Below are 26,413 nucleotides of genomic sequence, written 5' to 3'. Positions count from 1 at the left end.
TGCACGAGACTGGCCGTCTTTCACTTGACAGGCCGTTAGTGAAAGCTACTCTGTGGTGTAGCGCACAATCGACCGATCAGAGGACGCCATGACCATTTCGGACACAACACGCACACCTGACCTGCCGGCCGGATTCGACGTCACCGATCCTGCTGTCCTCGGGGAGCGGATCCCTTTCGAGGAGTTCGCCGAACTGCGTCGCAACGCACCCGTGTGGTGGTGTGAGCAGCCGCCGACGGTCGGCGGATTCCAGGACGAGGGCTACTGGGTGGTCTCGCGTCACGCTGACGTCAAAGAGGTCAGCCAGCGCAGTGATGTGTTCTCGAGCTGGGAGAACACCGCGATCGCGCGTTTCGCCGACGACATGCCTCGCGAGGCCGTCGAGATGCTCCGCCATCTTCTGCTCAACAAGGATGCGCCGGAGCACACCAAGCTCCGCAAGCTGATTTCGAAGCTGTTCACGCCGCGCGCGATCAACGGCATGCGCGACGAATTGGATCGTCGTGCGCGCAGCATCGTCGACACCGCTGTGAGCGAAGGCCCGGGCGACTTCGTGAAGCAGGTTGCCAGCGAGCTGCCGCTCCAGGCGATCGCGGATCTGATCGGTGTACCGCAGGACGATCGGGACAAGCTGTTCAAGTGGTCCAACGAGATGATGGGCTACGACGACCCGGAATACCAGGGTGATCCGGCAGTCGCGTCCACCGAGGTCCTTGGATACGCGTACCAAATGGCAGACGCGCGTCGTACCTGCCCGGCAGATGACATCGTCACGACTCTGGTCCAGGCCGACATCGACGGCGACGCTTTGAGCCCGGAAGAGTTCGGGTTCTTCGTGCTGATTCTGGCGGTCGCGGGGAACGAGACCACCCGCAACGCCATCACACACGGCATGATCGCGTTCCTGGACAACCCTGAGCAGTGGGAGCTGTACAAGAAGGAGCGTCCCAAGACGACAGCCGACGAGATCGTCCGTTGGGCGACACCCGTCACCGCATTCCAGCGCACCGCGCTCGAGGACACGGAATTGGCAGGAGTGTCGATCAAGAAGGGTCAGCGCGTGGTGATGCTGTACAGCTCCGCGAACTTCGACGAGGACGTGTTCGAGAACCCGATGACGTTCGACATCACTCGTAACCCCAATCCGCACTTGGGCTTCGGCGGAACGGGCGCGCACTTCTGCATCGGTGCCAACCTCGCTCGCATGGAGATCGACTTGATGTTCAACGCGATTGCCGACAACGTCCCGGACATCACCAAGATCGGTGATCCGCGCCGTCTGCGCTCGGGTTGGATCAACGGCATCAAGGAGTTCCAGGTCGATTACAAGAGCACAGGCTGCCCGGTCGCTCACTAGAGTCGGTAGGTGAGAGGTACACCCCACGATCTCGAGGAGCCACCGCATGACTTCGATCAACGACAAGGCAACTGCACTACTGGCGTTGCACCAGCCAGGCAACCCGGTCATTCTCCCGACTGTGTGGGACGCATGGTCGGCGAATCTTGCGGTGGCTGCCGGTTTTGCAGCCCTGACGGTGGGCAGCCACCCGGTTTCCGATTCCATCGGCAAGCCGGACAACGAGGGCATCACCTTCGAGGAGCTTCTCCACCGGATCAAGCAGATCACCGGTGCGGTCGACGCCCCGATCTCGGTGGACATCGAGGGTGGTTACGGGCTCGAGCCGGCAGTTCTCATCGACGGGTTGATCGATGCCGGCGCTGTCGGACTCAACATCGAGGACACCGTCCACAGTGAAGGCGGACGCTTGCGTGAGGCGCAGGAGCACGCCGACTTCGTGGGTGGGCTTCGCCAGGCCGCCGACGCCGCCGGAGTTCACGTCGTCGTCAACGCACGCACCGACCTGTTCGTGAAGCAGGTCGGAGACGAGTCCGATCGCGTCGATCGCGCCATCGCACGCCTGAAGTTGGCAGCCGACGCCGGTGCCGACGTTCTTTACCCCGTCGGGCGGCATGACGACGCGACCCAGCGCCGCCTGACGTCCGAACTTCCACTTCCGATCAATGCGATCGGAATTCCGGACCAGGATGACCCGGCAAGTTTCGGGCCGCTCGGAGTGGCGCGTGTGAGCTTCGGTCCGTTCTTCCAGATGGCCTTGGCCAACCGTGCGAACGAGATATTGGGACGCTGGAAGTAAGAATGCAGACACTGATGTCGCCCGGCCCGCTTCTCGACGATCGCGGACATTTGGTCGAGACGGGTTGGGCCCCATCGGAAATTCGCAAGTATCGACGCTCTGCGATCACCGCTCCCAAGTTCCGGATCAAGGAGTGGGACTACTACTGCGTTCACACTGCGGATTACGGCATCGCGTTGACCGTCGCCGACAACGGGTACATGGGCTTGCTCGGAGTCTCCTGGCTCGATTTCCGAACACCACACGAGATCACCGAAAACGTGATGCTGCCGTTCCCGATGGGAAGGCTCGGTCTGCCCGAAAGCGCGGACGACGGTGATGTGGTGGTGTCGAAAGGTAAAGCTCGCTTCGAGTTTCGCCATGTGGACGGTGGGCGCCACCTGATCGTCGACTACCCGGCTTTCGACGGTGGGCGAGGTCTTCATGCTGATTTGTTCCTGGCGAGTCCTGCCGATGACCGGATGGTGATCGCCACACCGTTTCCGAAGGCGTCCCGATCGTTTTACTACAACCAGAAGATCAACTGCCTGCCCGCTGCCGGGACCGTGCGAATCGGGAGCGACGACTTCACATTTCGCTCGGAAGACTCATTCGGCGTTCTCGATTGGGGCAGGGGAGTCTGGACTTACGACAACACCTGGTACTGGGGTTCTGCATCCGGACTGGTGAACGGCGAGCGGTTCGGATTCAACATCGGGTACGGTTTCGGGGATACCAGGGCAGCCAGCGAGAACATCGTGTTTGTCGGAGGACGGGCGCACAAACTGGACAGGATCGACTTCGATATCCCGCAGGGAACGTACGACGGCGCTCCGTGGAACTTCTCGAGCAACGACGGTCGCTTCGAGATGACTTTCGAGCCGATCATCGACCGTGCCGCGACTTTCGACGTCGGGGTGCTGCGTTCGATTCAGCATCAGGTGTTCGGAAAGTTCTCCGGCACAGTGATCCTCGACGACGGTATCTCCGTGGTGGTTCGAGATCTCCTCGGATTTGCCGAGGAGGTTCGGAACCGCTGGTAAGGCTTACGTCTCCGCGAAGGCGCCAGAACACAGCACGAGCACCGAGGCATGGAGGTGCCTCGGTGCTCACGTCTTCAGTTGTCGCGGTTCACGCCGCGGTCGGTGGACTGTTCCCGCCGATCGGCTGCTGATACGGGTCGATCGACATCGGTGGATAGAACACCGACTTCCGATCCGGGCCGATCTCCACCCTCCACTCGGTGTGGTGCAGTGTCCGGTGATGGTGGCCGCACAACAAGATCAGATTGTCGAGATCTGTTGGGCCACCATCATTCCAGTGAACAATATGGTGGGCATCGCACCACCCCGATGGTGTTCCGCACCCCGGAAACGCGCACCCGCCATCCCGGACGGCCAATGCTCGCCTTTGCGGCACCGTTGCGGTTCTGGCTTCCTTGCCGCAGTCGAGCGGAACACCATTCTCGTCCAACAAGATCCGCGTGACCGTGCAGTCGCAGGCCAGCATCCGGGCCGTGTCGATACTGATCGGGCCCACCCAATCCGTCCACGCGAACCCCAGTTCCTCAGTGGACGGCAACATATCCTTCAATGCTTTGAGGTCGGTCATGTCTTTGGCGCTGGCGGTGATCGTGATGTGCGGTTTCACCCCACCCTCGATCGGACCCAACCCCGCCCGCTCGTACCGGCGCAACATTTCGCAGAACCCGTCCGCGCGTCGTAATGCCGGCGTGCGGGTGTCTTTGACGCCGTCTTTCTCCGGTGTCGGAGCCGACAGGCTCGACAACAACGTGATCAACCGGGCCCCGTTCACAGCATCCAAATCACCCTTGACCGTGACCCGCCCGTACAAGCCTTTCGAGGCGTAGAACTCATTGCGCTCAGAGTCTTCCCCGACCGGGACCCCGTCCTCGCGTGTGCCGTACTGCTTCTCGATTCGACGGATCGCCGCCCGCACCGCATCACAATCCGCGATGTTCTTCGACGCCAACGACAGCAAAATCCCCCGCGCCTTGTCGACATCGGCCGGGGTCATGTTCTTGGGCGGATGCTGACAAAACGACGCCACCTGCCGGGCCTTCAACGCATCCACGTCACCGCGGTGAAACGCATCGCCCACCACGGGTTCGAGCATCAACAATCGCGCCAACCCGACCAGCAGGCTGCACTCGCCGATCTCCAGATTCGTCGAACCATGTAACCACTGCGCGATCGCCCGAAAACCCTTCCCACCGAGAATCTCCCGGGAAAACATCTCCACGATCAGCAACACCATCCGCGACTGCAACTCGTGTCGGGCGCGCACCAGACCCAGAACCTCACCTTTGAGGTCCTCGCCATCCAGCTGCCATGCTTCCCGACTGTTCATGAAGCAATCATATTCGAACAAAGTTTCGAATACAAGACTTGTATCTCGAAAACTGTTCCTATGCAATAATTTTCGACAATTCCGATTTTTGGGACTTTTCGGATCTTCATTCGATGTGCGGCAGTCACGGCGAAGGAGGTCTGGATGTGTCGCGGTCGGTGATGCGGACGGACATTGTCGGCACTGTGCGACTGTTGTCTTCTTCATGACTTCTTGATCGCCGGAATGTGCGGGAGTGGTTTGCTCATGTCATGAAGATTCGGAAGTTGCACATAGAGGAACCAGACATCGATGTTGCGTTGGTGCGGCGATTGCTCTCGAGTCAGATGCCACAGTGGGCCAATCTGCCGTTGCGCTTAGTGGAGTCGATCGGCACCGACAACGTCATGATCAGATTAGGCGATTTGCTGGTAATCCGTATGCCCCGCACCCCAGGTGCGGCAGAGGGAATCACAAAGGAGCAACAGTTGGTGCCACATCTGGCTCCACACCTACCGGTCCCCGTGCCCGTTCCAGTAGGTGTGGGTGAGGCGGCCTTCGGATACCCGTGGCAATGGTCGGTGCACCCGTGGGTGCCAGGGCGAAACCCTGTGCCCGGCATAGTCGATGACCACCTGGCCATCCAACTCGCAGACTTCGTCAACAGTCTACGTCGCATCGACACACTCGGATTGCGCCCACAGGGATCGCTGCATTCCTACCGGGCCGACCCGATTGAGCGACGAGATTCAGCGACTCGGGCGAGTATTGCAGCCTGTGGCGACCTGCTGAACGGAGCGCTGACGGAGGTGGCGTGGGAAAAGGCGCGCCACGTCATCGACTACGCAGGCCCAGCGGTGTGGATGCACTCGGATCTGCACCCGGGAAACATCCTGGTGAGCGACTGCAGCCTTTCGGCCGTGATCGATTGGGGTGGACTCGCTCTCGGAGACCCGGCAATCGACTGCCTGATTGCATGGACTCTGCTGACGCCGAGCACTCGGCATACATTCCGGCTTCGTGTTGACGTGGACGACGACACTTGGACGCGTGGCCGCGCATGGGCTCTGTCGATTGCATTGGTTGCCTTGCCGTACTACCGCGACACGAACGAGCAGATCACGATCTGGGCGAAACATGCGATTGCCCAGGTCATTGACGACATCCGCACTGAACCCTGAGACCACTTGCGCCGTCTCCGTTCTCGCAACGATCCTTGGAAATCGAGCAGAGAAGGTTTACGGCCTTTGTCCACGGCGTTCGGCGACCGATCAGCCGATCGCGCTCAGATCCCCGTACACCGTCCGGCCCTCCAGGACGGTGGCGAGCACCGTGATCTCGGCCAACTCGGTCGGCTCGACATCGAGGGGATTCGCCGACAGCACAACAAGATCCGCGTAGGCGCCGGGGAAGATGGACCCGATGTGATCTTCGCTGAACAGCTGCCACGCGGCGTTGACCGTATGGGCGCGCACGGCGGCGTCCACGGGGATCCGCTCCTGAGGCGCGACTACTCGGCCACTCGGCGAAAGTCTGGTGACAGCGTCCTGCATATTCCGTAGCGGATTGGCGGGGGTGACGGGACCGTCGTTGTGGAAGGTGAACCGCTGTCCGGCAGCGAGTGCAGATCCTGCTGCGGCCCAAACGGATCCGTATTCGGGGCCGAACAGGTCATCCACCAGAACGTCGCCCCAATAGTGCAGGTGGTCGATGAAGATGCTGACCGTGACGCCCAGTTCCGCTGCGCGGACGAACTGATCCGGACGCATCGCGCCGACGTGTTCGAGACGCAACCGGTGATCGGGCCGGGGGTGCTCCTTCAGAAGTTGCTCCCACGCGTCGAGAACCATGGTGATCGCGTCGTCGCCGTGGGCGTGGCATGCCATCTGCCACCCGTTGGCGAAGTAGGCGGAACTGATGTCGTGGATCTGTTCGCCGGTGTAGTTGGCGTGCCCGTGTGTGCAGGCGATCCCGAGCGCGCGGGTTGCCTCGGTATCGAGATACGGGAAGCTGGTGGCGATGTTGCCGACCCACGGCGAACCGTCGGACCAGACCTTGATGCCGATCTGGCGCACCAGGTCGTTTCCGTCGCCCGGCGACGCCTCGGTAGTGCGTGCGTCGTTGGACATTTCGTAGAGCCGCAGGCGGGTGGTGAGCAGTCCGGCGTCGGCTATCGCTGCCAGGGCGGGCCGCATCTTGGGGTCGAACGACAATTCGGCGATGGTGGTGATTCCGGCGGCGTTCAGTCGGGCGCATTCGGCCGCCACCAGTGCGGGGAAGTCGTCACCGATGGTGACTGCGTGGCCCGCGACTGCGAACACCGCAGGCATTTCGTACGCGGCTCCGTCGAGTGCGCCCGTCGCGTCGTGGCCGTACGATCCGCCGATCGGATCGGGGGTATCGCGGGTGATCCCGGCCTGCACTGCTGCCGCCGTGTTGAAATACGCGACGTGACCCGAGTTGTGCATGATCACGAGGGGGTGCTCCGGCGCGACGGAGTCCAGCCAGTCGATGGTCGGGTCGGGTAGGCCCTTCTGCAGCAACGGGTCCCAACCATTCAGAGAAGCACCGGCAGCGCCTCGCGAACGAACAGTGTCGACGACGGCAGCAACTACGGCATCCGCCTCGGCGATCGTGACGGGCCGGATGTCGACGACGTCAGGCCCGAGCACGATCGCTTCTTCGAGGGGGTGACCGTGCGGCTCGATGAACCCCGGCAGAACAGTGGCACCTCCGACGTCGACGACGCGGGTATCCGGCCCCACCAGTTCCTCGACGTCCGTGCGCGCGCCGACGGCCGTGATCCGGCCGCCCGTCACGGCGAGCGCCTGGGCGCGTGGTGATTCCTCGTGCATGGTCACGATGTCGCCGTACAGAACCAGATCAGCAGCCATGGTCAGTCCTTATCGGTTGTCCGCGTACGCCTGTAGGTGTGCCACCTGCTCGGGATCGAGTGAGGGACGTACCTTCTCACGGGCGGTTGCCACGTCCGCGGCCGTCACGTCGGCCGCGTCCATGCTCCGACGCATGGCGGCGAGTGCAGCCTCACGCAGGAGAGCCGAGCAGTCTGCTGCCGAGTATCCCTCGAGATCGACGGCCAGAATGTCCAAATCGACATCTTCGGCGAGCGGTACCGACTTGCCGGAAGCACGCAGAATCGCTTTGCGAGCCTCCGCATCCGGCGGCGGCACGAATACGAGTCGTTCGAGTCTGCCGGGCCGCAGAAGGGCTGGGTCGATCAGATCCGGTCGGTTGGTGGCGCCCAACACCACGACGTCGCGTAGCGGCTCGACGCCGTCGAGTTCGGTCAGCAACGCGGCTACGACGCGATCCGACACCCCGGAGTCGGAACTTTGACCACGACGCGGGGCAAGGGCGTCGATTTCGTCGAGGAAGATCAACGAGGGCGCCGAATCGCGTGCGCGCTGGAACAACTCGCGTACGGCCTTTTCGGAGGCGCCGACCCACTTGTCCATCAGCTCAGCCCCTTTGACGGCGTGGACGCTGAGGTGACCCGAGCTGGCAAGGGCGCGAACGAGATACGTCTTGCCGCAGCCAGGAGGGCCGTAGAGGAGCACGCCGCGGGGCGGGTCGACACCGAGGCGCGCGAAGGAGTCGGGGTGCTGCAGCGGCCACAGCACCGCTTCGGTGAGGGCCTGTTTGGTTTCGACCATGTCGCCGACGTCGTCGAGGGTGACGCTGCCGATCGACAGTTCTTCGGTACTCGAACGGGACAGTGGCCGAATCACTTCGAGGGCCCCGACAAGATCTTCCTGCGTGATCTCCGGAGAATCACCGGATTTGGACGCCCGCGTCGCCGCTCGCAAGGCAGCTTCACGGCAGAGCGCCGCGAGGTCGGCGACCACGAATCCGGGTGCGCGCGAGGCGATGGCGTCGAGTTCGAGGGTTCCGGTGGGCACGCGGCGGAGCAGGAGTTCGAGCAACGCCTTGCGAGTTGCGCCGTCCGGCAGGGTAAGTGCGAGTTCTCGATCGCAGAGATCCTGGCCGCGAAGGCGCGCGTCGACGGTCTCCGGATGAGCGGAGGTCGCGACGAATGCCACGCCCGGGGTTGCGACGGCGCTGCGCAGTTGTTCGAGGATCAGTGCGGACACCGGTTCCGCGGTGGCCGGAAGCAGAGCGTCGATGTCACTGATCAGCAGTACACCACCGCCGCGCACGGCAGCAACGGCGTCGACGATTCGCTGCAGGCGGGTATTCGCCTCGGTGGCACCGACTCCCGGACCGTCGAGTTCGACCAGTTTGCGCGAGGACAGGACCGAGCGGGCCAACGTGGCTTTGCCCACGCCGGCGGGGCCCGTGATGAGGACGCCGAGGTGCGGGGAGGCGCCGAGCGTACGGAGCAGTTCTGGTTCGTCGAGTGCCAGGCCGAGCCACTCGGTCAGCTTGGCTGCCTGCGCTTGCGCGCCGACAAGGTGATCCAGCGGAACCGACGGCGCAGGCTCGATCGCGACGGCGGCCGGACTGGAAACAAGCGCACTCGGTGTCAGTGTGCCCGCCGAGCCGGAACCCCAGTTGACCGCCGAATTCGGCTGGACGCTGACCGGACCACCGGCAGGTTCGACGGCCGTGACAGTGAGCAGTTCGGATGTCCACGCGACGCCGAAGGTACGGGAAAGCGCTTGGGTGGCTTCGGAAGTGCTCGTACCCGGACCGAGATCGCGGGGGAGGAGCGAGACCGTGTCGCCGACGCTGACGACCTTGCCCAGAAGGGCTTGTCGCAGAACCGTCGAGCTGATCGAATTTGTCGCCATGGACGAGCCGGTGACGGAGACGGATCGCGCTCCGTACACCGTCACCGGACCGACCACGACGGAAGAGTTCTCGGTCAGGCCGACGTTCGACATGGTGACGTCGTCGAGAAGGATCGTGCCTGCCGGGGTTCCGGTGGGCGCACGGCCCGCGACGGTCGCGGTGCCGCGGGCTCCCATGAGTGCGATGGCATCCCATTCGCGGATGCCCAACGCCGCCAACGCTTCGGGGTGCAAGCGCACTACCCCGCGGCGTAGGTCGGCGGCAGAGGTGTTGAGTCGAACGGTGAGGGCGAGTTCCGGCGAAGTCACCTCTCGAGAGTACGTCGTGGACTAGCGGGGTCGCCGCAATCCGAGACGAGCGGCCGAGCGGCGGCCACCGACGTTGGGTTGGCGTCGGATCGCGCGGCGTTCGGAAGGCTTGATGTCCCAGGTTTCGGGACGTGCTGCCACCCACCGCTTCGAGTGCACGGCAAACGGGATGTGCACCAGGTAGATCGCGATGAGAACGATCAGCAGGATGTACGGGTAGGTGATGAGTGCGGCCGCAGCCAACGTCACCAGGACGAGCAGGCCGGCCGCCATGTGCGGCGGCACGGATACCGACTTCATCGCCAGCGTCGGGATGCGGCTGACGATCAGTGCAGCCGAGAAGAGCGTCCACACGATGACGACGAAGTGCGAAGACCACCAGCCGTCACCCCACTGAGCCGTCGCGGCCAGGGGAGTGAGGGCGATGAGTGCGCCGGCCGGAGCCGGAACGCCGACGAAGTACTCACGTGCATACGCGGGGACGTCGTCGTCGTCGAGCAGAGTGTTGAAACGTGCGAGTCGCAACACGATGCTGACCGCGTAGATCAACGCGATGATCCAGCCGATGCTGGTGCCGTCCAGCAAGGTCACGTACAGGACCAGGGCCGGGGCGACGCCGAAGGAGATGGAGTCGGCCAGTGAGTCGAGTTCGGCGCCGATCTTGCTGGTGGCGTCGAGCAGTCGCGCGATGCGGCCGTCGAGTGAATCGAGGACGGCAGCGGCGCCGATCATCGCGAGCGAGGTACCGGGTTGTCCGTCGAGAGCGAATTTGACGGCGGACAGCCCGGCGCACAGCGCCAGGATGGTGATGACGGACGGCAGCAACCGCACCGCCTGGGTGCGTTTGGGCATCTTCGCGCCGGGTTGGGCTGCTCCCGGCTTCTTCACGGCTGACTTCATCTTCGGCGTCTTCACGGCAGTTGCGCGATAACTGTTTCAGCACCGATCGTGCGTTGTCCCGGCTCGACCAGGAGTGTGGTTCCGGCGGGGAAATAGGTGTCGACGCGTGAGCCGAAACGGATCAGTCCGTACGTGTCGCCGATCGGCAGGACGTCACCGACACCGGCGTAGCAGACGATGCGGCGTGCGAGCAGTCCCGCGATCTGGACAACCGCAACGTCGTGACCATCGGCGGTTTCGATCAGCATGCTGTTGCGCTCGTTGACCTCGCTGGCGTCGGCGAGATCTGCGGAGAGGAACTTGCCTGCCTGGTGAACGACCTCTTTGACCGTTCCACCGACAGGGCTGCGCTGGACATGCACGTCGAGAACCGAGAGGAAGATGCTGACGCGCGGGCGCGGCTCGCTTCCGAGATTGAGCTCGGCGGGCGGAACGGCGTTGTCGACCAGCGCCACCTCGCCGTCGGCGGGTGCGACGACGACGCCGATGCGGTTGGGCGGCACCCGGTGCGGGTGACGGAAGAACGTGGCGCATGCGGCGGCGGTGGTCAGACCGGCTCGGCGCACCCACTTACGGTTGCGGCCCAGAGCTGCAACTCCCAGCGGGGCCAGCACGAACGGCAGGCCGGCGGGATGAAGTGGCGGAATCGCATGGCGAACCAGATCGACGATATGTCCGATCCCGGTGGGTTGCGGGGTTCCGGGGGGTGTGGGTCGGCGTGCCACAGGCTCCTCTAACTACTCGGTAGGTCTTCTGCTGGTCGCACTGACAGTACGGGGTGGTAGAGCATCCATAGATTACGTGAACGCCTTCTCTCCTACAGGCTGTAGTGGCATCAAGTACGAGTAGTACCCGACACAGTCGCCGGTGCGTATCGCCAGCGGTAGCGCCGCACCGCTTACTCGGATCACCAGTTGCCGCCCCGGTTGGGCTGCGGCGGCGTCGCGCAGTCGCTGTCGGTCGACCAGTACTCGGAACTGTTCACGGGGATCCATTCCGCCCGGATTCACCCGTGCACCACCGTCTTCGCCGACGCTGACGACGGCGCTGTCCTCGGTGCCGTTGAGCAGGGCGGCAAGTAGGTCGCCGCTCAGTTCGACGGCGTCGTTGTGCTCGCGCAGGATTCGGTGATCGGGGAACTCGCCGTCCTCGATCAGCGGGCTGGACACCTCACCTCCCGGATACGACGCAGTCACCGTGCGCGCGGAGAAAGTCAGCGTCACGACGCCGGCGACATCGCGTAACAATCGCGCGAAGGCCACGGGAACGACAGCGGACACCGTCAGAGCGGAGTGAACTTTCACCTCGGCGACCGCGAGCCGGAACTGATCAGTGGTGACAAACGCAGCGACGCCGTCGTGAATGTCGAGGTGGACGCCGCGAAGTATCGGGAACTCAGATTCCTCGTTCACGGCGAACAGCACGGCGTCGAGTGCGCGTCGTAGATCCCACGAGTCGATGTCCACGCCGCCGGAGGCAGGTAGCGAGTCGATCAGCCGGTGAATTCGCCCCAGTTCGGCGCGGGCGTCGGCGAGACCGTCCTCGAGGTTGCGCAGATGGGCGTCCAGGCACGAATGGGGTTCCGGCCCGGTCAGGACGGCCATCATGTCGCGGATTGGAACACCGACCCGTCGCATACCGGCGATCACACGTGCGTTGCGGAGCTGGTCGTCGGTGTACCAGCGGTAACCGGTGTTCGGATCGACGGAATGCGGGACGAGCACGCCTTCCTTGTCGTAGAACCGCAGCGCGCTGATCGGGAGCGCCGACGCCCGGGACATCTCGCCGATCGTCAGGAGGGCGGAACTAGTGGTCACGGATCAATTCTGCCCGCAGTCGCTCGATAGCGTCCCTGATCATCCGGCCGTAACCGTCGTCGGCGAGTGTGCCGACCGACGCCTCGGCCTTCGTCAGATGCTCGACGGCCTCGGCGTCGCGTCCGAGTTTGCGGTAGTCGGCAGCCAGGTTGAGGTGCAGCGATGGATAGAAACCGGCCACCTGCAGCGATGCGTGGTGTTCCTGGGCTCGCGCGTCGGTCAACGAATCGGCAGCGTCGAGGGCGCGCAGGTCCCAGCAGAGCTCCTGAGCCGGATCGTCTTGAACGTCGGCCATGTAGTGCGCGAGGGAGACGACGTGGAGCGCGTCTGGGGCGACGCTGATCTCTTCCCACACCTTCTCGAACGCAGAGCGAGCCCCGGCTCGATCGCCGGAGCTCGCCAATTCTTGTGCCTGCGCTATCTGTGTCATCACGGGATCCATGGAACGGATCCTGATGCCTCGACCAGGTCGAGGGTCAAGCAGAGGTGCGTGCAGCCGCCTCGGCCTCGCTCTTCACACGCTTCAAGGTGGCGTTCATGCCTTCGACGAGTTCGACCTCGAAGTCTGCGTTTCCGCCCAGGACGGTCTTGACGAGGAACTGCGAGACCTTCGACGTTCCGGTGGGAGCCTCGCGACGCTCGGTCACCTTGGTGCCGGTAGCGGTCGGCTCGAGTTCGTAGGACCAGATCGTGCGGTTCTCCGCGATACGGAACGCCACCGACTTGTTGGGTTCGAAGCGAACGACCTTCGACGACGTCGGCCAGACCAGCAGGCCCTTGCGGTTGACGTTGATCGTCTTGGCGCCCTCACGCACGGTCCCGCCGATCACCTTCATCACCTTGCACTGGGGGCTCCATTCGCCCATACGCTGCAGGTCGGCGACGATTGCCCACACGTCCTGCGGTGATGCGTCGATGTCGATGCTTGCTTCGAGGGTGTTGGACACAGTCTCTCCAGTCGAGTTGATGCTACGTAAAGTTACAAACACTTTTGTCGATCGTAAGCGATCCGTCAATGGACCATGTGTGTCAGGTCACTGTACGGCCGTCCAACAGGGTCGTGCGGGAACACGCGCGGTGGTAGCGGACAATGGTTCGCGCACGTATTTCGCGCACGTATGACGATCCATCCGACTGGAGTACCGAGAAGTGAACAGCGACGCCGCGACGCAGGATGGCCTCAAGCGAGGGCTGACAGCGCGCCATATCCGCTTCATCGCCCTCGGATCGGCCATCGGAACCGGACTGTTCTACGGCAGCGCCGAGGCCATCAAACGAGCCGGCCCGTCGGTGCTCCTGGCCTACCTGATCGGCGGTATCGCGGTCTACCTGGTGTTGCGAGCGCTCGGCGAGATGGCGGTCCGTAACCCGGTTTCCGGTTCGTTCAGCGAGTACGCGAACAAGCACCTCGGACCACTCGCCGGTTTCATGACCGGGTGGACGTACACGTTCGAGATGGTGATCGTGTGCCTCGCCGACGTCACCGCCTTCGGCCTGTACATGCAGTTCTGGTTCCCGGACGTACCGAGATGGATCTGGGTTCTGGCTGTCGTCTTCTTCATCGGCGCGATAAACCTGTTGAGCGTCAAGGTTTTCGGCGAACTGGAATTCTGGTTCACGCTCGTGAAGATCACCGCCATCATCGCGATGATCGCCGGCGGCATCGCGATCATCGTGTTCGGATTCGGCGTCCACGACACCGATGCCGGAATCAGCCACCTCTGGTCGGACGGCGGGTTCTTCGCGACGGGCTTCGGCGGATTCGTCGCGTGTTTCGCGATCGTCATGTTCGCGTTCGGCGGCACCGAGATCATCGGTATCACCGCGGGCGAAGCCGAGGATCCGGCGCAGACCATCAGGAAAGCCGTCGACACGGTCCCGGTGCGCATCATTCTCTTTTACATCTGCACCCTCGCCGTCATCATGGCGATCATTCCGTGGCAGACCATCAACTCCGACAACAGTCCGTTCGTCCAGATCTTCGAGAACCTCGGATTGGGAACGGCCGCTTCGATCCTCAACATCGTTGTCATCACCGCGGCCCTGTCGGCCATCAACAGCGACGTTTTCGGTGCGGGTCGCATGATGTTCGGAATGTCGCATGCCGGTCAGGCCCCGCAGGTGATGAAGAGAGTCTCCGCCAACGGTGTTCCGTGGATGACCGTTGTCATCATGACCGGTGCCCTGTTGGTGGGAGTACTGCTCAACTACCTGATTCCGGACCAGGTGTTCCTCGTCATCGCCTCGCTGGCGACCTTCGCCACCATTTTCGTCTGGATCATGATCCTGCTCTCGCAGTTCCGTTCCCGCGCTCAGATGAGTGCAGACGAAACAGCGGCACTGAAGTTTCCAGTGCCGCTGTGGCCGTACGGTCAAATCTTCGCGATCGTGTTCCTGGCTTTTGTCATCGTGTTGCTCGGCGTCATCGCCGATACCCGAGTTGCCTTGCTCGTCGGTGCCGGATGGCTGGTTCTGCTGACGGGCGCGTACTACAAGTGGGTGAAACCGGCTGTCAGCGCAGCGGATCGAAGTGGCGCATGACGGTCGGCGTCTGAGCGCCGGTCATCGAGTCGGCCACCATCTTTCCGGTCAACGGACCCAGGGCGATTCCCCACATCCCGTGACCACCGGCGACGTGCACGCGCGGCGAGCGCGTGGCTCCGATCAACGGCAAGCCGTCGGTAGTGCACGGCCGTGATCCCACCCATTCCTCTTCCCGCGCAGTCCAGTCGATGCCGCTGAGCATCGGCTTGGCCGCATCGATGATCGCCTGCACGCGGCGCGGATCCAGCGGCGCGTCAGGGCTGCGGAATTCCATCATTCCGGCCACTCGGAAGCGATCGTGCAACGGAGTGCATGCGACGCGCTGGGTGGGGAAATACACAGGGTTCTTGGGGAGGTGCTCGGGCTTGACACTGAAGCTGTATCCGCGTCCGGCCTGCACCAGTTTGCGCACACCGAACGGTGCTGCGAGCTTGTTCAAGCGGGCACCGTTCGAGATGACTACGGAGTCACCGTCGCGTGAATCGCCGTGTGCACTGCGAACAGTGACTCCGCCGACCCGATCGTCGATCTGCGTGACGTCGAAACCGCTGACGATTTCTCCACCGCGTTCACGAACCGCGTCCGCCAACGAGTTCACGAACAACGGGGGATCGATGAAACGCTGATTGCGCAGGCGCAAACCGGCTTTCACACCCTGGCCGAGTGAAGGCTCGAGCGAATGAATCGCGTCGTAGTCGAGGAGGTCGAAGTCGACTTCTCCGCCCGCGGCCTCGACGTGATGGAACTCGTCCACCAAGGTCTGTCGGTCCTTCTCGGACGCAAACGCGGCGAGGAAAGGATCGGCCAGGCGGGTCAGCTCTTTGACGCCACCGTCGGCGAGTTCGTCGTACGCGCCCAAGGCTGTTCGGTTGACCTCGGTGTAGACCGACATCGCTTCCTGCCACTTCGACGGCGTGCAGTGGCGCGCGAACCCGACCAGGAACCGAATCAGCTTCAGATCGGTGGTCAGTGGCACGTACACCGGGGACGACGGGCTGAGCATCGCGCGCAAGCCGTATTGGAGCACTGCGGGTTCGGGCAGCGGAAGCGTCAATGCGGGGGCAAGCCAACCGGCGTTGCCCCAGCTCGCGTCGGCTGCGACGCCGTCGCGATCGACGACGGTGACCTCGACTCCACGTTCCTGCAAGAACCAGGCCGTCGACAATCCGACAACACCCGCACCGACCACGACCACACGATCGGGGCTCTGACGAGTTCCCATGACGCACTCCTTCTACAGACTCTGCTCGAACCGAGACGCCGGTCACATCCGGCTCTTCTCTCAAGCATGAATCGCGGGGGCGGCAAAAGGACTGGCCGTTCGGCCATCGTCGGAGTCGGCTCGTTGTGGATTCGCACAACGCGCCGCCACGCCTGCTCAGCGAGCGAGTTTGAACTGCAGCATCAGAATCAAGCGGGTGTCGGCGTCGGTCAGGTCGACGCCGCACATCTCCTTGCCTCGACGCAGGCGGTTGCGGAGCGTGTTGGGGTGAACATGCAGTGCGGCAGAAGAATTCGCCACGTCACCGCCGTGCTCGAGAAAGGCCTTTGCCGTCGCGACCAGATCGCTGCCGTGCTGAGAGTCGTGGCGTTCGAGGCTTCCGAGTGGTGTGGAGTCGCCGAGTCCGTCGATGAGGTCGGCGACGTGCAGGGCGAGAACGGAGGCCAACGTGTCCCTCATTCCCGCGACGGTTCCGCCGGACCGGCCATGACGAAGCGCTCCGAGAACATGGTCGGCGTCCGAGCGTGAAAGATGTGATTCGCTTGCAGACTTCACGGTCCGGCCGACGGCCACTGCCAGGAATTCGCGACCGCGGGCGCGGGTGAGGAAGTCGGCGGACAATCGGCGAGCGTTGGTCTCGTCGGTCGCGATGACAAGGTAGATGGTCTCGGACAGTTGAGCGGCGACGGCGTCGACGGCCAGAGTGTCGAGGTACAAGCTCAAGGACGCGACCAACCCCGCCGGCAGTGGTCCCGCTACTGTTCCGACGGCGACGACGGTGAGCGGGCCTGCCAACCGCAAGTCGTCTGCGGCGCGGAATGCGGGTTCGCCACCGCCGATCAGAGCTTGGACGCGCTGGGATTGGCGACGGCGTGTGCTGTCGACCCGGTCACGCTCCGAGGCGATTCTCTCGGCCACGACGGATACCGCGGATCGAAGTATCGATTCCTGTGTGGGCGTCGGTGTTCCGGCGAGTGCGACCCAGATCGAGCCGACGGGGTGATCGTTCTCGCGAACTGCGATGACCAGTCGCGGCGTGATCGCAGGGTCTTCGAGGTCGACGTAGATTGGGTCGCTCTCTCGGTGGAGGCGATCGAATACTCCTGCATCGGAGAGTAATTGGCGGAATCGACTGGGTACTTGCCGGCCGAGGATCGTGCCGATGCGAGCTTCGTCCACGGCCTGCTCGCCGCCGGAGTACGCGAGGACAGTCGAGTTCTCGTCCTCGATCGTGACGGGAGCGCCGAGCAATTCGGCCAGAGAACCGGCAACGGAGAAGAGGTCGTCGTCGCGCAGGTCCATGGGTGGGAGCCTACTGAGCGATCGACGGATTTCGGGTTACGACGCCTCGGCAGGACCTCGATGGCGAATATAGGCTGGTGCAATGGCCGACATCGAAGGTGTTCTGTTCGATATCGACGGAGTCCTGCTCACGTCCTGGCAGCCGATCGAGGGAGCAGGGGAAGCAGTACGCGAAGTTCGGCGGCGCGGATTGGCCTGTGGATTTCTGACCAACACAACCTCGCGCAGTTCGACGCTCATCGCGCAGGGATTGTGCGATGCGGGTATCGAGGTCGAGGCGAGCCAGATAGTGACCGCCGCCAGGCTCACAGGGGAGTACGTGCGGGCGACGTACCCGGACGCGCGGGCGTGGGTCCTCAATCACGGTGACGTGTCTGCCGATCTCGAGGGAATCGAATTCGACGATGCCGATCCGGAGGTCGTGATTCTCGGCGGTGCCGGCCCGGAGTTCACCCACGAGGCGCTGAGCCGAGTGCTCGAACTTCTGCTCGCCGGTGTGCCCGTCGTCGCGATGCACCGCGGCATGATGTGGGAGACCGTAGACGGCCTTCGGATCGATACAGGAACGTACTTGCCGGGCTTCGAGGAAGTGGCAGGTGTAAATATCGCCGCAGTGGGTAAACCGTCTCTCACGGGGTTCCTGACAGCCACGGAGCTGATGCATGTCGAACCGGAGGCGACGGTGATGGTCGGCGACGATCTGATCGGGGACGTCCTTTCCTCCCAACGAGTCGGCTTGACCGGAGTTCTGGTGCGCACAGGCAAGTTTCGGCAAACAGTGCTCGACCTGTCGGTTCAGAAGCCTGATCATGTCATCGATTCGGTCGCGGATCTTCCGGCCCTTCTCGGGGTCGTCCTCGAGGCTTGACCAGGCGGGGGTGACGGACTTCACTCGAGCGGGTACTCTCGCGCCCGAATCCAATGAACTTGTTCCACGAAGGAGTTTTCTATGCCCTTGATCTCGTCAGTCTGGTTCCGTCGCTCATCCTCTCGAGTCAGCGGAATTTCCAGTAGTCGGTTGGGGGGCCGCCTGGCGAGAACAGGGGCTGTGATGACTGTAGGTATGGGGCTCGCCGCCGGGCTGGCGCTGACCGGTGCGGGAGCTGCTTCGGCAGCCCCCGTCACGTGTGTCTCGCCGCCGTCGGCCAATGACATCCAGGTCTCCGGGACCGCGAGCTGCGGCGCGCAGTCCGTCGGAGCCGGCCGTTCGCAGGCCGGTGCTGCCGAGAGCGGTACCGCCGTGAGCGTCGCCGCCGACAACGGGTACTCCAATTCATATGCAAACGGCTTCGGAACCGCGCTGGGGGCTTCTCGCGGTAACGGTCAGGCGCAGGCATTTGCGCTCGGCGGCGGGATCGCGCGGGCCGGGGCGGCTGACGGCAACGTCACCTTCGCCATCGCCGGTTACGGAGCGGGCGCTACGGCCGATGCCAACGGCGTCGACTGCGTCGGAGTGCTCTCGTTTGCGGTCAATTTGAGTAACGGACAGTTCTGCATCGCGGGCTGAGGCTCAACCTTGCACTCGGCACGCTCGAGTGCTAAAAATGCAGTTGGCACTCGCGAACCGTGAGTGCCAGGTCGAGGCAGTGAGACCGGGAACCATAGACACCCCCGGTCGTCCGTCGCGGGCACTGACTAGACCACAGGCGTAGATGGGTGACCAGGCAAATCGGTCGCCCGTGTAACGAGGTGACTGGTCAAACGGTCGCCTTGTGCCGATGAGGTGACCCGACGAGCGGTCACCTTGTGTGTCACCCCCTATCCGGAGGATCACTTCGCAATGGCAAAGATCATCGCGTTCGACGAAGAGGCACGTCGTGGCCTCGAGCGAGGCCTCAACGCCCTCGCCGACGCTGTCAAGGTGACGTTGGGCCCCAAGGGTCGCAACGTCGTTCTCGAAAAGAAGTGGGGCGCCCCCACGATCACCAACGATGGTGTTTCCATCGCCAAGGAGATCGAACTCGACGACCCGTACGAGAAGATCGGCGCCGAGCTCGTCAAGGAGGTCGCCAAGAAGACTGACGACGTCGCTGGCGACGGCACCACCACCGCTACCGTTCTCGCACAGGCTCTGGTCCGTGAAGGCCTGCGCAACGTCGCAGCCGGCGCGAACCCGCTCGGCCTCAAGCGCGGCATCGAGAAGGCTGTCGAGGCTGTCACAGCTCGCCTGCTCGAGACCGCCAAGGAGATCGACACCAAGGAGCAGATCGCTGCTACCGCCGGTATTTCCGCCGGCGACCCGTCCATCGGTGAGCTCATCGCCGAGGCTATGGACAAGGTCGGCAAGGAAGGCGTCATCACGGTCGAGGAGTCCAACACCTTCGGCCTGCAGCTCGAGCTCACCGAGGGCATGCGCTTCGACAAGGGCTACATCTCGGCGTACTTCGCCACCGATGCAGAGCGTCAGGAAGCCGTCCTCGAAGACGCGTACATCCTGCTCGTCAGCTCCAAGATCTCCACGGTCAAGGACCTGCTGCCCCTGCTGGAGAAGGTCATCCAGTCCGGCAAGCCGCTCCTGATCATCGCCGAGGACGTCGAGGGCGAAGCTCTCTCCACCCTCGTGGTCAACAAGATCCGTGGCACCTTCAAGTCTGTTGCCGTCAAGGCTCCCGGCTTCGGTGACCGTCGTAAGGCTCAGCTCGCCGACATCGCCATCCTCACCGGTGGCGAGGTCATCAGCGAAGAGGTCGGACTCTCCTTGGAGACCGCAGGCCTCGAGCTCCTCGGCCAGGCACGCAAGGTCGTCATCACCAAGGACGAGACCACCATCGTCGAGGGTGCCGGCGACGCCGACGCAATCGCCGGTCGTGTCAGCCAGATCCGCGCCGAGATCGAGAACAGCGACTCGGATTACGACCGTGAGAAGCTGCAGGAACGTCTGGCCAAGCTGGCCGGCGGCGTTGCAGTCATCAAGGCCGGCGCTGCTACCGAGGTCGAGCTCAAGGAGCGCAAGCACCGCATCGAAGATGCAGTGCGTAACGCAAAGGCAGCCGTCGAAGAGGGCATCGTCGCCGGCGGTGGCGTTGCACTTCTCCAGGCAGCTCCCGCACTGGACGACCTCAAGCTCGAAGGTGACGAGGCAACCGGCGCGAACATCGTTCGCGTTGCACTGTCCGCTCCGCTCAAGCAGATCGCATTCAACGCAGGCCTCGAGCCCGGCGTTGTTGCGGACAAGGTCTCCAACCTGCCCGCAGGTCACGGCCTCAACGCTGCGACCAACGAGTACGGCGACCTGCTCGCTGCAGGCATCAACGACCCGGTCAAGGTCACCCGCTCGGCACTGCAGAACGCAGCGTCCATCGCGGCTCTGTTCCTGACGACCGAAGCCGTTGTCGCTGACAAGCCCGAGAAGGCCGGAGCGCCTGCAGGCGATCCGACCGGCGGCATGGGCGGCATGGACTTCTGAGTCCATCTCCACCTAGCTCCCAGAGCCCGGCCCACCATTCGGTGGGCCGGGCTTTTGCTTGTCTGGAGATGAATGTGGGCATTTTTGTCCACTACTGCGGCGCGATCGCGGTTTCCCGTTGCACGCTCGATGCTGTGTGCGTTTACGCCCGCGCTTACGCCCGGTTGTGTCGGCGTCTTCGGACCACTGTGATGATTTCGTCCGCCACAGCGTCGAGATGGGCCATCGCGGTGGCGGCGGAGTAACGCAACACCATCCATCCGTCGAGAACGAGTGCGTTCTGACGCCGTCGATCGTTGTTGAAAGTTGCGGGGTCGGTGTGGAATTCGCGCCCGTCGATCTCCACGATCACCCGGGCTCGCGTGTCGACCAGGTCGCCGAAGTAGGGCCCGACCCGAGCGTTGATCTCCAGGTGGACGTTGCGCGCAGTCAGCGCACGGGCGACTGCTCGCTCCGGTTCCGAACGAGTGAGCGGGCAACAGGTGCGGAGTTGTTCGCGTACGGCGGGGATCCCGTGCCTGCCGCGGCTCGCACCACACAGTTGGGCTATCGACTTCCACGGCACTCGGGTCGATACCGCCGCGTCGAAGAAGGCCTCGAGTTCGGGCCGTGGCAACGTGGTCGCGACGTCGATGAAGCACTGCTCGATCGGCACGATCGGTAAACCCATCCACTCATCCGACGAGACTCCAGTTCGTCGGTGAAGCCGTACCCACTGCGGACTGCCTGCTCGGACGCTGGGAGCCACGGTGGCCTCGACGAAGCGTGGTTCCTCCGGCAGGAGATCCCACAGCCAGGCCGCGCTGGTATGGCTGAGGACGGCCTCGGGCTTCCACAGTGTGACCGCGACGCAACGCTCGAAGTACCCAGGTTCTTCGGTGGAGTACACCGACGGCAGGATTCGATGGAGTCGCCCTGATCGCGTGGAACGGGAGATCGAACTGCTCGAAGTGCCCTGCTGGAGCAACTGGTTTCTCGTGACAACGTCCACGTATGCACTGTGGCGGCAAGCGCCTGACGACGCGGATTCAGAAGCCACTTTGTGGATGGCCGCGTGTGTGTGGACAACCTCGGCGTAACGCGTGCATCGAGAAGGTGGGGAACGAGAAGCTTCATCTATCCGAACATTGAAGGGTGTTTGATATTTCCGTCCCGATTGTTCGCGTCCGCTAACCTGTAAAGCGCGGATACGTATAGTTCTTTTGTTGGATAATTCTATCCTGAATACCCTAAAGTACTAAGCCTTTCGGACGACGTGCATTCCGGTTGCTATTCCATTTTTCTCGATTTTCAGGCGTCTTGGACGCTGGACCTGCGAATATGGAACAGGTTTCAGATCCATCTGAAATTCTTGGGCAAAAGGTACCCAAAGCGGATCCTATTGCACTACCTTGATGTCAGTCACAGCCGCGGAAAGTGGGCACCCGCCCCGGAGGATCTCGGTTTTATGGTTCGACTGGGATTCTTTAATTGCTGCTTGGATCGGTTCTTTGTGGGCTGCATCAAGCATTCCAATGTAAATGTTCCGTGAGTATTCGCGGCCAATCGAAAGCGTGGGATTCAATATGATCGTCATGTTCCTGCAGGCAACGGCGGCATTGTTCACCGACCTGCTGGGTAACGTCTGGTCCGGTTCGCTCATGCCGGGAATCGACGGGGTCACCGGATCGTTGGTTTCGGCAATCGACCTCAGTTGACGGAACCTGCAAGTTCTTCTTCCAGTGTTATTGATGACAGGAGCGAATGATGGATCTGGGATCGATTGCGGATGTTCTCGAGGGCGAAGCCGGAGGGTTGATCAAAAATATTCTCGGGATGGCTTTGTTTACCCCGTTTATCGCCTCGGTTGACTTCGGGTGGCTCCCGAACGTCGACTGAGAAGTGAATTGCTTTACCCAGTGAACGAAATCATCTCAAGGAGTGTGAAATACGGTGGACACAGCTAGTTTGATAGGTGCGCTCGCAAGCGTTGACGTCGGATCCCTCGTGGATCCACTGTTCTACTTGGTCAAGGTCGTTGACGGAATCTTCGTGTCGATCACCGGAAGCCTCAACATGGGCGGTGCGCTCGGTGAAGCTGCGGCGGGCAGCGTCCAATCGGTCCTCGGCTCCGTAGCCGGCCTGTAGAAGGAGAAGGAGAAAAGATGTTCGATCTCTTCCTGGACTACCTGTCCAAGATCGTCGATTTCGGATCGGTCGATCTCGTGGGCACGTTTGTAAAGTATTTCAACGCGCTGTCGTCTTCCCCCACGCCATAGAAGAACGGAATCGGTCATGCTGCAAACCTATATAACCGGAATGATCACGTGGGTATCGAACATGCTTGGTCTCACTTCCACTGGAAGCAAGATCATCAAGGATCCTCCACAGAAGCCGTGATCACTCCAGCGACTGCACCATATTGTTCGGTTGTCGAGGACATCATCGTAGCGGAGCAGTCAGGCGAACCTGCACAACCTCCACTTGCTTGAAACTTTGGTCCCCGTAGCCTTGTGGCTTCGGGGACCATTGGTTTTGCAATCACCGGATTTATAGTCACAAGCTTTGCACTCAGGCGAATGTGCGGGCAACCAGCCGCGATACAAGGAGTTCAATGGGCGCGTCCAATACGTCAGGCGCAAGGATGGCGCAGCTGAACCCACGCGATGCCGAATTCATCTATCACGAGGGCGCTGGTCACCTGAATCATCTGATCGCTGTGTACTTCTTCGAGACATCGTTGCACCCAAGCGCGGAATTCACGGCAGAACAGGCAGTGGACTGGGTTACCGCACGCCTTGGATGTGATCGTATGTTCACTCAACGAGTCCAACGGACTCCGTTGGGACTGGACCATCCCTACTGGGTGACGGACCCTGACTTCGACGTCCGAAAGCACGTGTACGTCAACAAGATCAGTGACACAGGATGGGCAGCACTGCAAAAGCCGTTGAGCGCGTTGTTGACCACCAAGATGGACCTGCGCCGTCCGCCGTGGGAACTGCACTTCTTCGTAGGTTTGGAGGGACTTGAAGAATTGCCGGGCCGACTGACGGCGGTGGTGCTCAAGTCTCACCACAGTGCAGCTGACGGTATCGCCATCAGGACGTTGGGCGAAACTATCTTTTCGGGCAAGGTGCAGCAGGCTGGGTCCGAACCGTCTGTGCCGTTTGTGCGAGCGAGGATATTCACCAAGTCGCTACTGGGGTTTCCCGGCCGAATATATCGCTTCGCAAGGCAGGTACCAGGCAACCGACGCGCTCAGCGAGATGCTGACGCTGCGAAGAAGGCCGGAGAATGGGTGGAGAGCCTCAACGAAAGGCCTGCAATTCGATTCAACGGCAAGGTGAGTGGAGCTGCCTCACTGGAACCGATGACAATGTCCGGGGAGCAGGTCCGTGAGATCAAGGATTCGGTGCCTGGTGCCACTGTCAACGACGTTCTACTCGCCGTTGTCGGAGGCGCTCTGACGCGTTACCTCACGGAAAAAGATGACACGCCAAGCGGTTCTTTGATTGCGATGGTTCCTCGCTCGGTACGCAAGGTCGAAGCGTGGGAATCGGCGAATCAGTTGGTGGCTCTGCTGGTGGATATGCACACCCAGGTCAAGTCCCCGTTGGAGAGGTTGGCGCTCATTTCGAGTTCGGCACGGTCGGAGAAGGCGCGTACGTCCCATCCCGCGGTCAGGCGTGCCGGGGCCGCAGTCGAGACCACGCCGGCGCCGTTGATGAGATTGATGGCGTATGCGCGCAAGCAGAACGATCACAGCCTCGATCGACCGCGTTACCAGCACACGATGGTGAGTAACATTCCACTCTCGGTCGAAGGGTTGACGCTTGCCGGCGCTCCGGGCGCGGCTGTGCTTGCAGTGCAAGCGCCCATCGACGGGGATGGGCTACGGCATTTCATGGTCGCCGCAGCAGGTGGGGGACTGACCCTCAACGTCATCGCGGATACCGCGACCATGCCCGATCTCCACCATTACATCGAACTACTGCGAGCAAGTTTCGATGATTTGGCGGCGGCAGCCGCGATGCAGACTGCGGATTCACCTGACCAAGAGGTTGCCTCCTGATCGATCGGAATCGCAGGCACCTTCTCCGATTGATGGATTTGGTGATACCCAACGATTCCGAGCAGAACCCAGAGGATCTGCATGTCAGCTCGCTACAATTCGGACATTCGTTCAGCGTCGGAATTGAGGGGCATGCATGATCTTTCGGAACTCGTTGCCAGCCGCGGTATCTCAGATGGGACCGCGAGACGCGGAGTTCGTCTACAACGAGTCCGGCGGACATCTGAGCCACATGGTCTGCGCCTACTTCTTCGACACGACGGGCCATCCGCTCGCAGAGATGACGCACGCCGACGCGGTTCGGTGGATCACCGAAAGATTCGGGTACTGGCCACTGTTCACGAGTCGCCTCCAGCGAGTTCCGCTGGATCTGGACTATCCCTATTGGGTCCCGGCCGATTTCGACGTCGATGATCATGTGCACGTCCATCGTGCCCCTGTTGCCGGGTGGGCGCCGGTTCGTGAATTGCTCGGGCGCTCGCTCGGGGAGCCGATGGACCTGTCCCGGCCGCCCTGGGAGTTGCACGTCATGACCGGAGTGCACGGGATCGACGAGCTGCCGGGCAATCTGACGCTGATCATGCTCAAGACCCACCACGGAGCCGGTGACGGTCTGGCGATCCGCGATCTGACCAACCTTCTGTTCTCCGGTCCGCCGAAGCCGGAGACGAAGCGTGCCGGTTCGGGGCTTTCGTCGCTGGATTTGATCGGGCGCACGGTCGTCGGTTTGCCCGGCCAGGCGATCCGCTTCGGCCGGGGTCTGTCCGTGACAAAGGTTGCGGCCGAGACGGTTCGGGAGGCGGAAGAGGCCGGAGAGCTACCTACGTACTCGGCCGACCGCCTACCGACCCGATTCAACGGCGTGCTGGGCGGAGACATCACGATCGATTTCCTGACGCTGGACGGCCCAGACATCAAGGCGATCCGAGCGGCCGTTCCGGGCGTGACGGTCAACGACATCTTCCTGACCGTCGTCGCCGGTGCTCTCGACGCATACCTGTCGGAGAAGGGCGAGAAATCGGCCAGTGGGTTGGCGGCGATGGTTCCCCGATCGATGCGGAAGATCGCCGAATGGGAGTCGGCCAACCAACTGGCGCTGTTGACGGTCGATCTGCACACAGACGTCGAAGATCCGGTCGAGCGGCTGACACGAATCAGAGATTCGGCGCTGAGGGCCAAAGGGCGGAGTTCACACCCAGCCGTCCGTCGTTACGGCACGCGCATCGAAACCTCGCCTGCGGCTCTGCTCAGACTCACCGGTCTCTCGCGCCGGCTCAACAAGCTGGACCCTTCGCACAAGGTCATTCAGAACACGACGATCAGCAATGTCCCGGTATCGGTCGACGGCAATGTCTTCGAAGGTGCGCCTGCGGTGGCAGTTCTCGGCGGGCAGGCGCCGGTCGACGGAGACATTCTGCGCCACTTCCTCATTGCCGCGCGTGGAGGTTCTCTGACGCTCAATGTCATCGTCTCGCAAGAGACGATGCCGGATATCGAGCACTACGTCGAATTGTTGCGGGTGGGGTTCACGACGCTTCTGCAGGCAGTTTCTGACCAAAATCGTGAGGTAGTCGAACGATAAAGAGCAACTTGCGTCGGAACT

Annotated in this window: 23 protein-coding genes; 12 read left to right on the top strand and 11 right to left on the bottom strand. The window is 62.4% G+C overall.

The features are described 5' to 3' along the window. Nucleotides 1-88 precede the first annotated feature (88 nt). From I7X09_RS06320 to I7X09_RS06310, 3 genes are read left to right on the top strand one after another with little or no spacing between them, the layout of a single operon-like run. Nucleotides 89-1,357 carry a cytochrome P450 gene (locus tag I7X09_RS06320; protein ID WP_095970450.1) on the top strand — a complete coding sequence of 423 codons (1,269 nt, stop codon included), beginning with the start codon at nucleotides 89-91 and terminating at the stop codon, nucleotides 1,355-1,357. A 46-nt stretch (nucleotides 1,358-1,403) separates the two neighbouring features. After that, nucleotides 1,404-2,156, top strand: a complete 753-nt coding sequence (locus tag I7X09_RS06315; RefSeq protein WP_124567872.1) for an isocitrate lyase/PEP mutase family protein — start codon at nucleotides 1,404-1,406, stop codon at nucleotides 2,154-2,156. Between the two features lie 2 nt (nucleotides 2,157-2,158). Continuing rightward, on the top strand, nucleotides 2,159-3,178 hold the full coding sequence (locus I7X09_RS06310; RefSeq protein ID WP_200316049.1) for a DUF2804 domain-containing protein: 1,020 nt from the start codon (nucleotides 2,159-2,161) through the stop codon (nucleotides 3,176-3,178). Between the two features lie 88 nt (nucleotides 3,179-3,266). Here I7X09_RS06310 and I7X09_RS06305 read toward each other — a convergent pair whose 3' ends face one another. Further along, complete coding sequence (locus I7X09_RS06305; protein ID WP_200316047.1) at nucleotides 3,267-4,505, bottom strand: HNH endonuclease signature motif containing protein; 1,239 nt, start codon at nucleotides 4,503-4,505, stop codon at nucleotides 3,267-3,269. Between the two features lie 251 nt (nucleotides 4,506-4,756). Here I7X09_RS06305 and I7X09_RS06300 point away from each other — a divergent pair, with 251 nt between their 5' ends. Continuing rightward, complete coding sequence (locus tag I7X09_RS06300) at nucleotides 4,757-5,665, top strand: aminoglycoside phosphotransferase family protein (RefSeq protein ID WP_200316045.1); 909 nt, start codon at nucleotides 4,757-4,759, stop codon at nucleotides 5,663-5,665. A 90-nt stretch (nucleotides 5,666-5,755) separates the two neighbouring features. On the opposite strand, the gene I7X09_RS06295 is transcribed toward I7X09_RS06300, so the two are convergent. The 7 genes from I7X09_RS06295 to I7X09_RS06265 all read right to left on the bottom strand — a co-directional run bounded on the left by I7X09_RS06295 (nucleotide 5,756) and on the right by I7X09_RS06265 (nucleotide 13,229). Beyond that, entirely contained in the window at nucleotides 5,756-7,378 is a 1,623-nt protein-coding gene (locus I7X09_RS06295; protein WP_200316043.1) for an amidohydrolase, read from the bottom strand. Between the two features lie 9 nt (nucleotides 7,379-7,387). Continuing rightward, the gene (locus I7X09_RS06290; RefSeq protein WP_003941536.1) at nucleotides 7,388-9,565 is read right to left on the bottom strand and encodes an AAA family ATPase; all 2,178 of its coding nucleotides are present in this window, start codon (nucleotides 9,563-9,565) and stop codon (nucleotides 7,388-7,390) included. Nucleotides 9,566-9,586: 21 nt separating this feature from the next. After that, on the bottom strand, nucleotides 9,587-10,417 hold the full coding sequence (locus tag I7X09_RS06285; protein ID WP_029254795.1) for a CDP-alcohol phosphatidyltransferase family protein: 831 nt from the start codon (nucleotides 10,415-10,417) through the stop codon (nucleotides 9,587-9,589). Between the two features lie 59 nt (nucleotides 10,418-10,476). Next, nucleotides 10,477-11,190, bottom strand: coding sequence for a phosphatidylserine decarboxylase (locus I7X09_RS06280; protein ID WP_003941540.1), 714 nt, complete (start codon nucleotides 11,188-11,190; stop codon nucleotides 10,477-10,479). A gap of 72 nt (nucleotides 11,191-11,262) precedes the next feature. Further along, entirely contained in the window at nucleotides 11,263-12,282 is a 1,020-nt protein-coding gene (locus tag I7X09_RS06275; RefSeq protein WP_095970443.1) for a DNA polymerase III subunit beta family protein, read from the bottom strand. Further along, nucleotides 12,272-12,724, bottom strand: a complete 453-nt coding sequence (locus tag I7X09_RS06270) for a hypothetical protein (RefSeq protein WP_166810644.1) — start codon at nucleotides 12,722-12,724, stop codon at nucleotides 12,272-12,274. Before I7X09_RS06270 ends, I7X09_RS06275 begins: the two co-directional genes overlap by 11 nt. 34 nt (nucleotides 12,725-12,758) lie before the next feature. Then, complete coding sequence (locus I7X09_RS06265) at nucleotides 12,759-13,229, bottom strand: SRPBCC family protein (protein ID WP_003941500.1); 471 nt, start codon at nucleotides 13,227-13,229, stop codon at nucleotides 12,759-12,761. A 202-nt stretch (nucleotides 13,230-13,431) separates the two neighbouring features. On the opposite strand from I7X09_RS06265, the gene I7X09_RS06260 reads away from it, so the two are divergent. After that, a complete protein-coding gene (locus tag I7X09_RS06260; RefSeq protein ID WP_200316041.1) occupies nucleotides 13,432-14,823 on the top strand; it encodes an amino acid permease in 1,392 nt (463 codons plus the stop codon). Here I7X09_RS06260 and I7X09_RS06255 read toward each other — a convergent pair. Both I7X09_RS06255 and I7X09_RS06250 read right to left on the bottom strand, forming a co-directional pair. Next, nucleotides 14,795-16,048 (bottom strand): NAD(P)/FAD-dependent oxidoreductase, encoded by a 1,254-nt coding sequence (locus tag I7X09_RS06255; protein WP_200316039.1) that lies wholly within the window; start codon nucleotides 16,046-16,048, stop codon nucleotides 14,795-14,797. The genes I7X09_RS06260 and I7X09_RS06255 overlap by 29 nt on opposite strands. A gap of 156 nt (nucleotides 16,049-16,204) precedes the next feature. Next, on the bottom strand, nucleotides 16,205-17,350 hold the full coding sequence (locus tag I7X09_RS06250; protein WP_200316037.1) for a PucR family transcriptional regulator: 1,146 nt from the start codon (nucleotides 17,348-17,350) through the stop codon (nucleotides 16,205-16,207). An 82-nt stretch (nucleotides 17,351-17,432) separates the two neighbouring features. Here I7X09_RS06250 and I7X09_RS06245 point away from each other — a divergent pair, with 82 nt between their 5' ends. From I7X09_RS06245 to groL, 3 genes are all read left to right on the top strand, one after another. Continuing rightward, nucleotides 17,433-18,218, top strand: coding sequence for an HAD-IIA family hydrolase (locus tag I7X09_RS06245; RefSeq protein WP_003941506.1), 786 nt, complete (start codon nucleotides 17,433-17,435; stop codon nucleotides 18,216-18,218). Nucleotides 18,219-18,299: 81 nt separating this feature from the next. Continuing rightward, complete coding sequence (locus tag I7X09_RS06240; RefSeq protein ID WP_124567879.1) at nucleotides 18,300-18,857, top strand: DUF6764 family protein; 558 nt, start codon at nucleotides 18,300-18,302, stop codon at nucleotides 18,855-18,857. Between the two features lie 273 nt (nucleotides 18,858-19,130). Beyond that, entirely contained in the window at nucleotides 19,131-20,756 is a 1,626-nt protein-coding gene (gene groL, locus I7X09_RS06235; RefSeq protein WP_003941476.1) for a chaperonin GroEL, read from the top strand. Between the two features lie 154 nt (nucleotides 20,757-20,910). On the opposite strand, the gene I7X09_RS06230 is transcribed toward groL, so the two are convergent. Beyond that, nucleotides 20,911-21,747, bottom strand: a complete 837-nt coding sequence (locus I7X09_RS06230) for a DUF559 domain-containing protein (RefSeq protein WP_234036810.1) — start codon at nucleotides 21,745-21,747, stop codon at nucleotides 20,911-20,913. 562 nt (nucleotides 21,748-22,309) lie between these two features. On the opposite strand from I7X09_RS06230, the gene I7X09_RS06225 reads away from it, so the two are divergent. The 4 genes from I7X09_RS06225 to I7X09_RS06210 all read left to right on the top strand — a co-directional run bounded on the left by I7X09_RS06225 (nucleotide 22,310) and on the right by I7X09_RS06210 (nucleotide 26,392). Then, nucleotides 22,310-22,453, top strand: a complete 144-nt coding sequence (locus tag I7X09_RS06225; RefSeq protein WP_200318151.1) for a hypothetical protein — start codon at nucleotides 22,310-22,312, stop codon at nucleotides 22,451-22,453. 235 nt (nucleotides 22,454-22,688) lie between these two features. Then, nucleotides 22,689-22,883, top strand: coding sequence for a hypothetical protein (locus I7X09_RS06220; RefSeq protein ID WP_031331808.1), 195 nt, complete (start codon nucleotides 22,689-22,691; stop codon nucleotides 22,881-22,883). A gap of 466 nt (nucleotides 22,884-23,349) precedes the next feature. After that, nucleotides 23,350-24,810 (top strand): wax ester/triacylglycerol synthase domain-containing protein, encoded by a 1,461-nt coding sequence (locus tag I7X09_RS06215; protein WP_200316035.1) that lies wholly within the window; start codon nucleotides 23,350-23,352, stop codon nucleotides 24,808-24,810. A 136-nt stretch (nucleotides 24,811-24,946) separates the two neighbouring features. Further along, nucleotides 24,947-26,392, top strand: coding sequence for a wax ester/triacylglycerol synthase domain-containing protein (locus tag I7X09_RS06210; protein WP_200316033.1), 1,446 nt, complete (start codon nucleotides 24,947-24,949; stop codon nucleotides 26,390-26,392). The last annotated feature ends 21 nt before the right edge of the window (nucleotides 26,393-26,413 follow it).

It is taken from the genome of Rhodococcus sp. P-2, assembly GCF_016598535.1.
Lineage (GTDB): Bacteria > Actinomycetota > Actinomycetes > Mycobacteriales > Mycobacteriaceae > Rhodococcus_F > Rhodococcus_F baikonurensis.
This window is presented reverse-complemented; position numbering and strand designations above follow the sequence as displayed.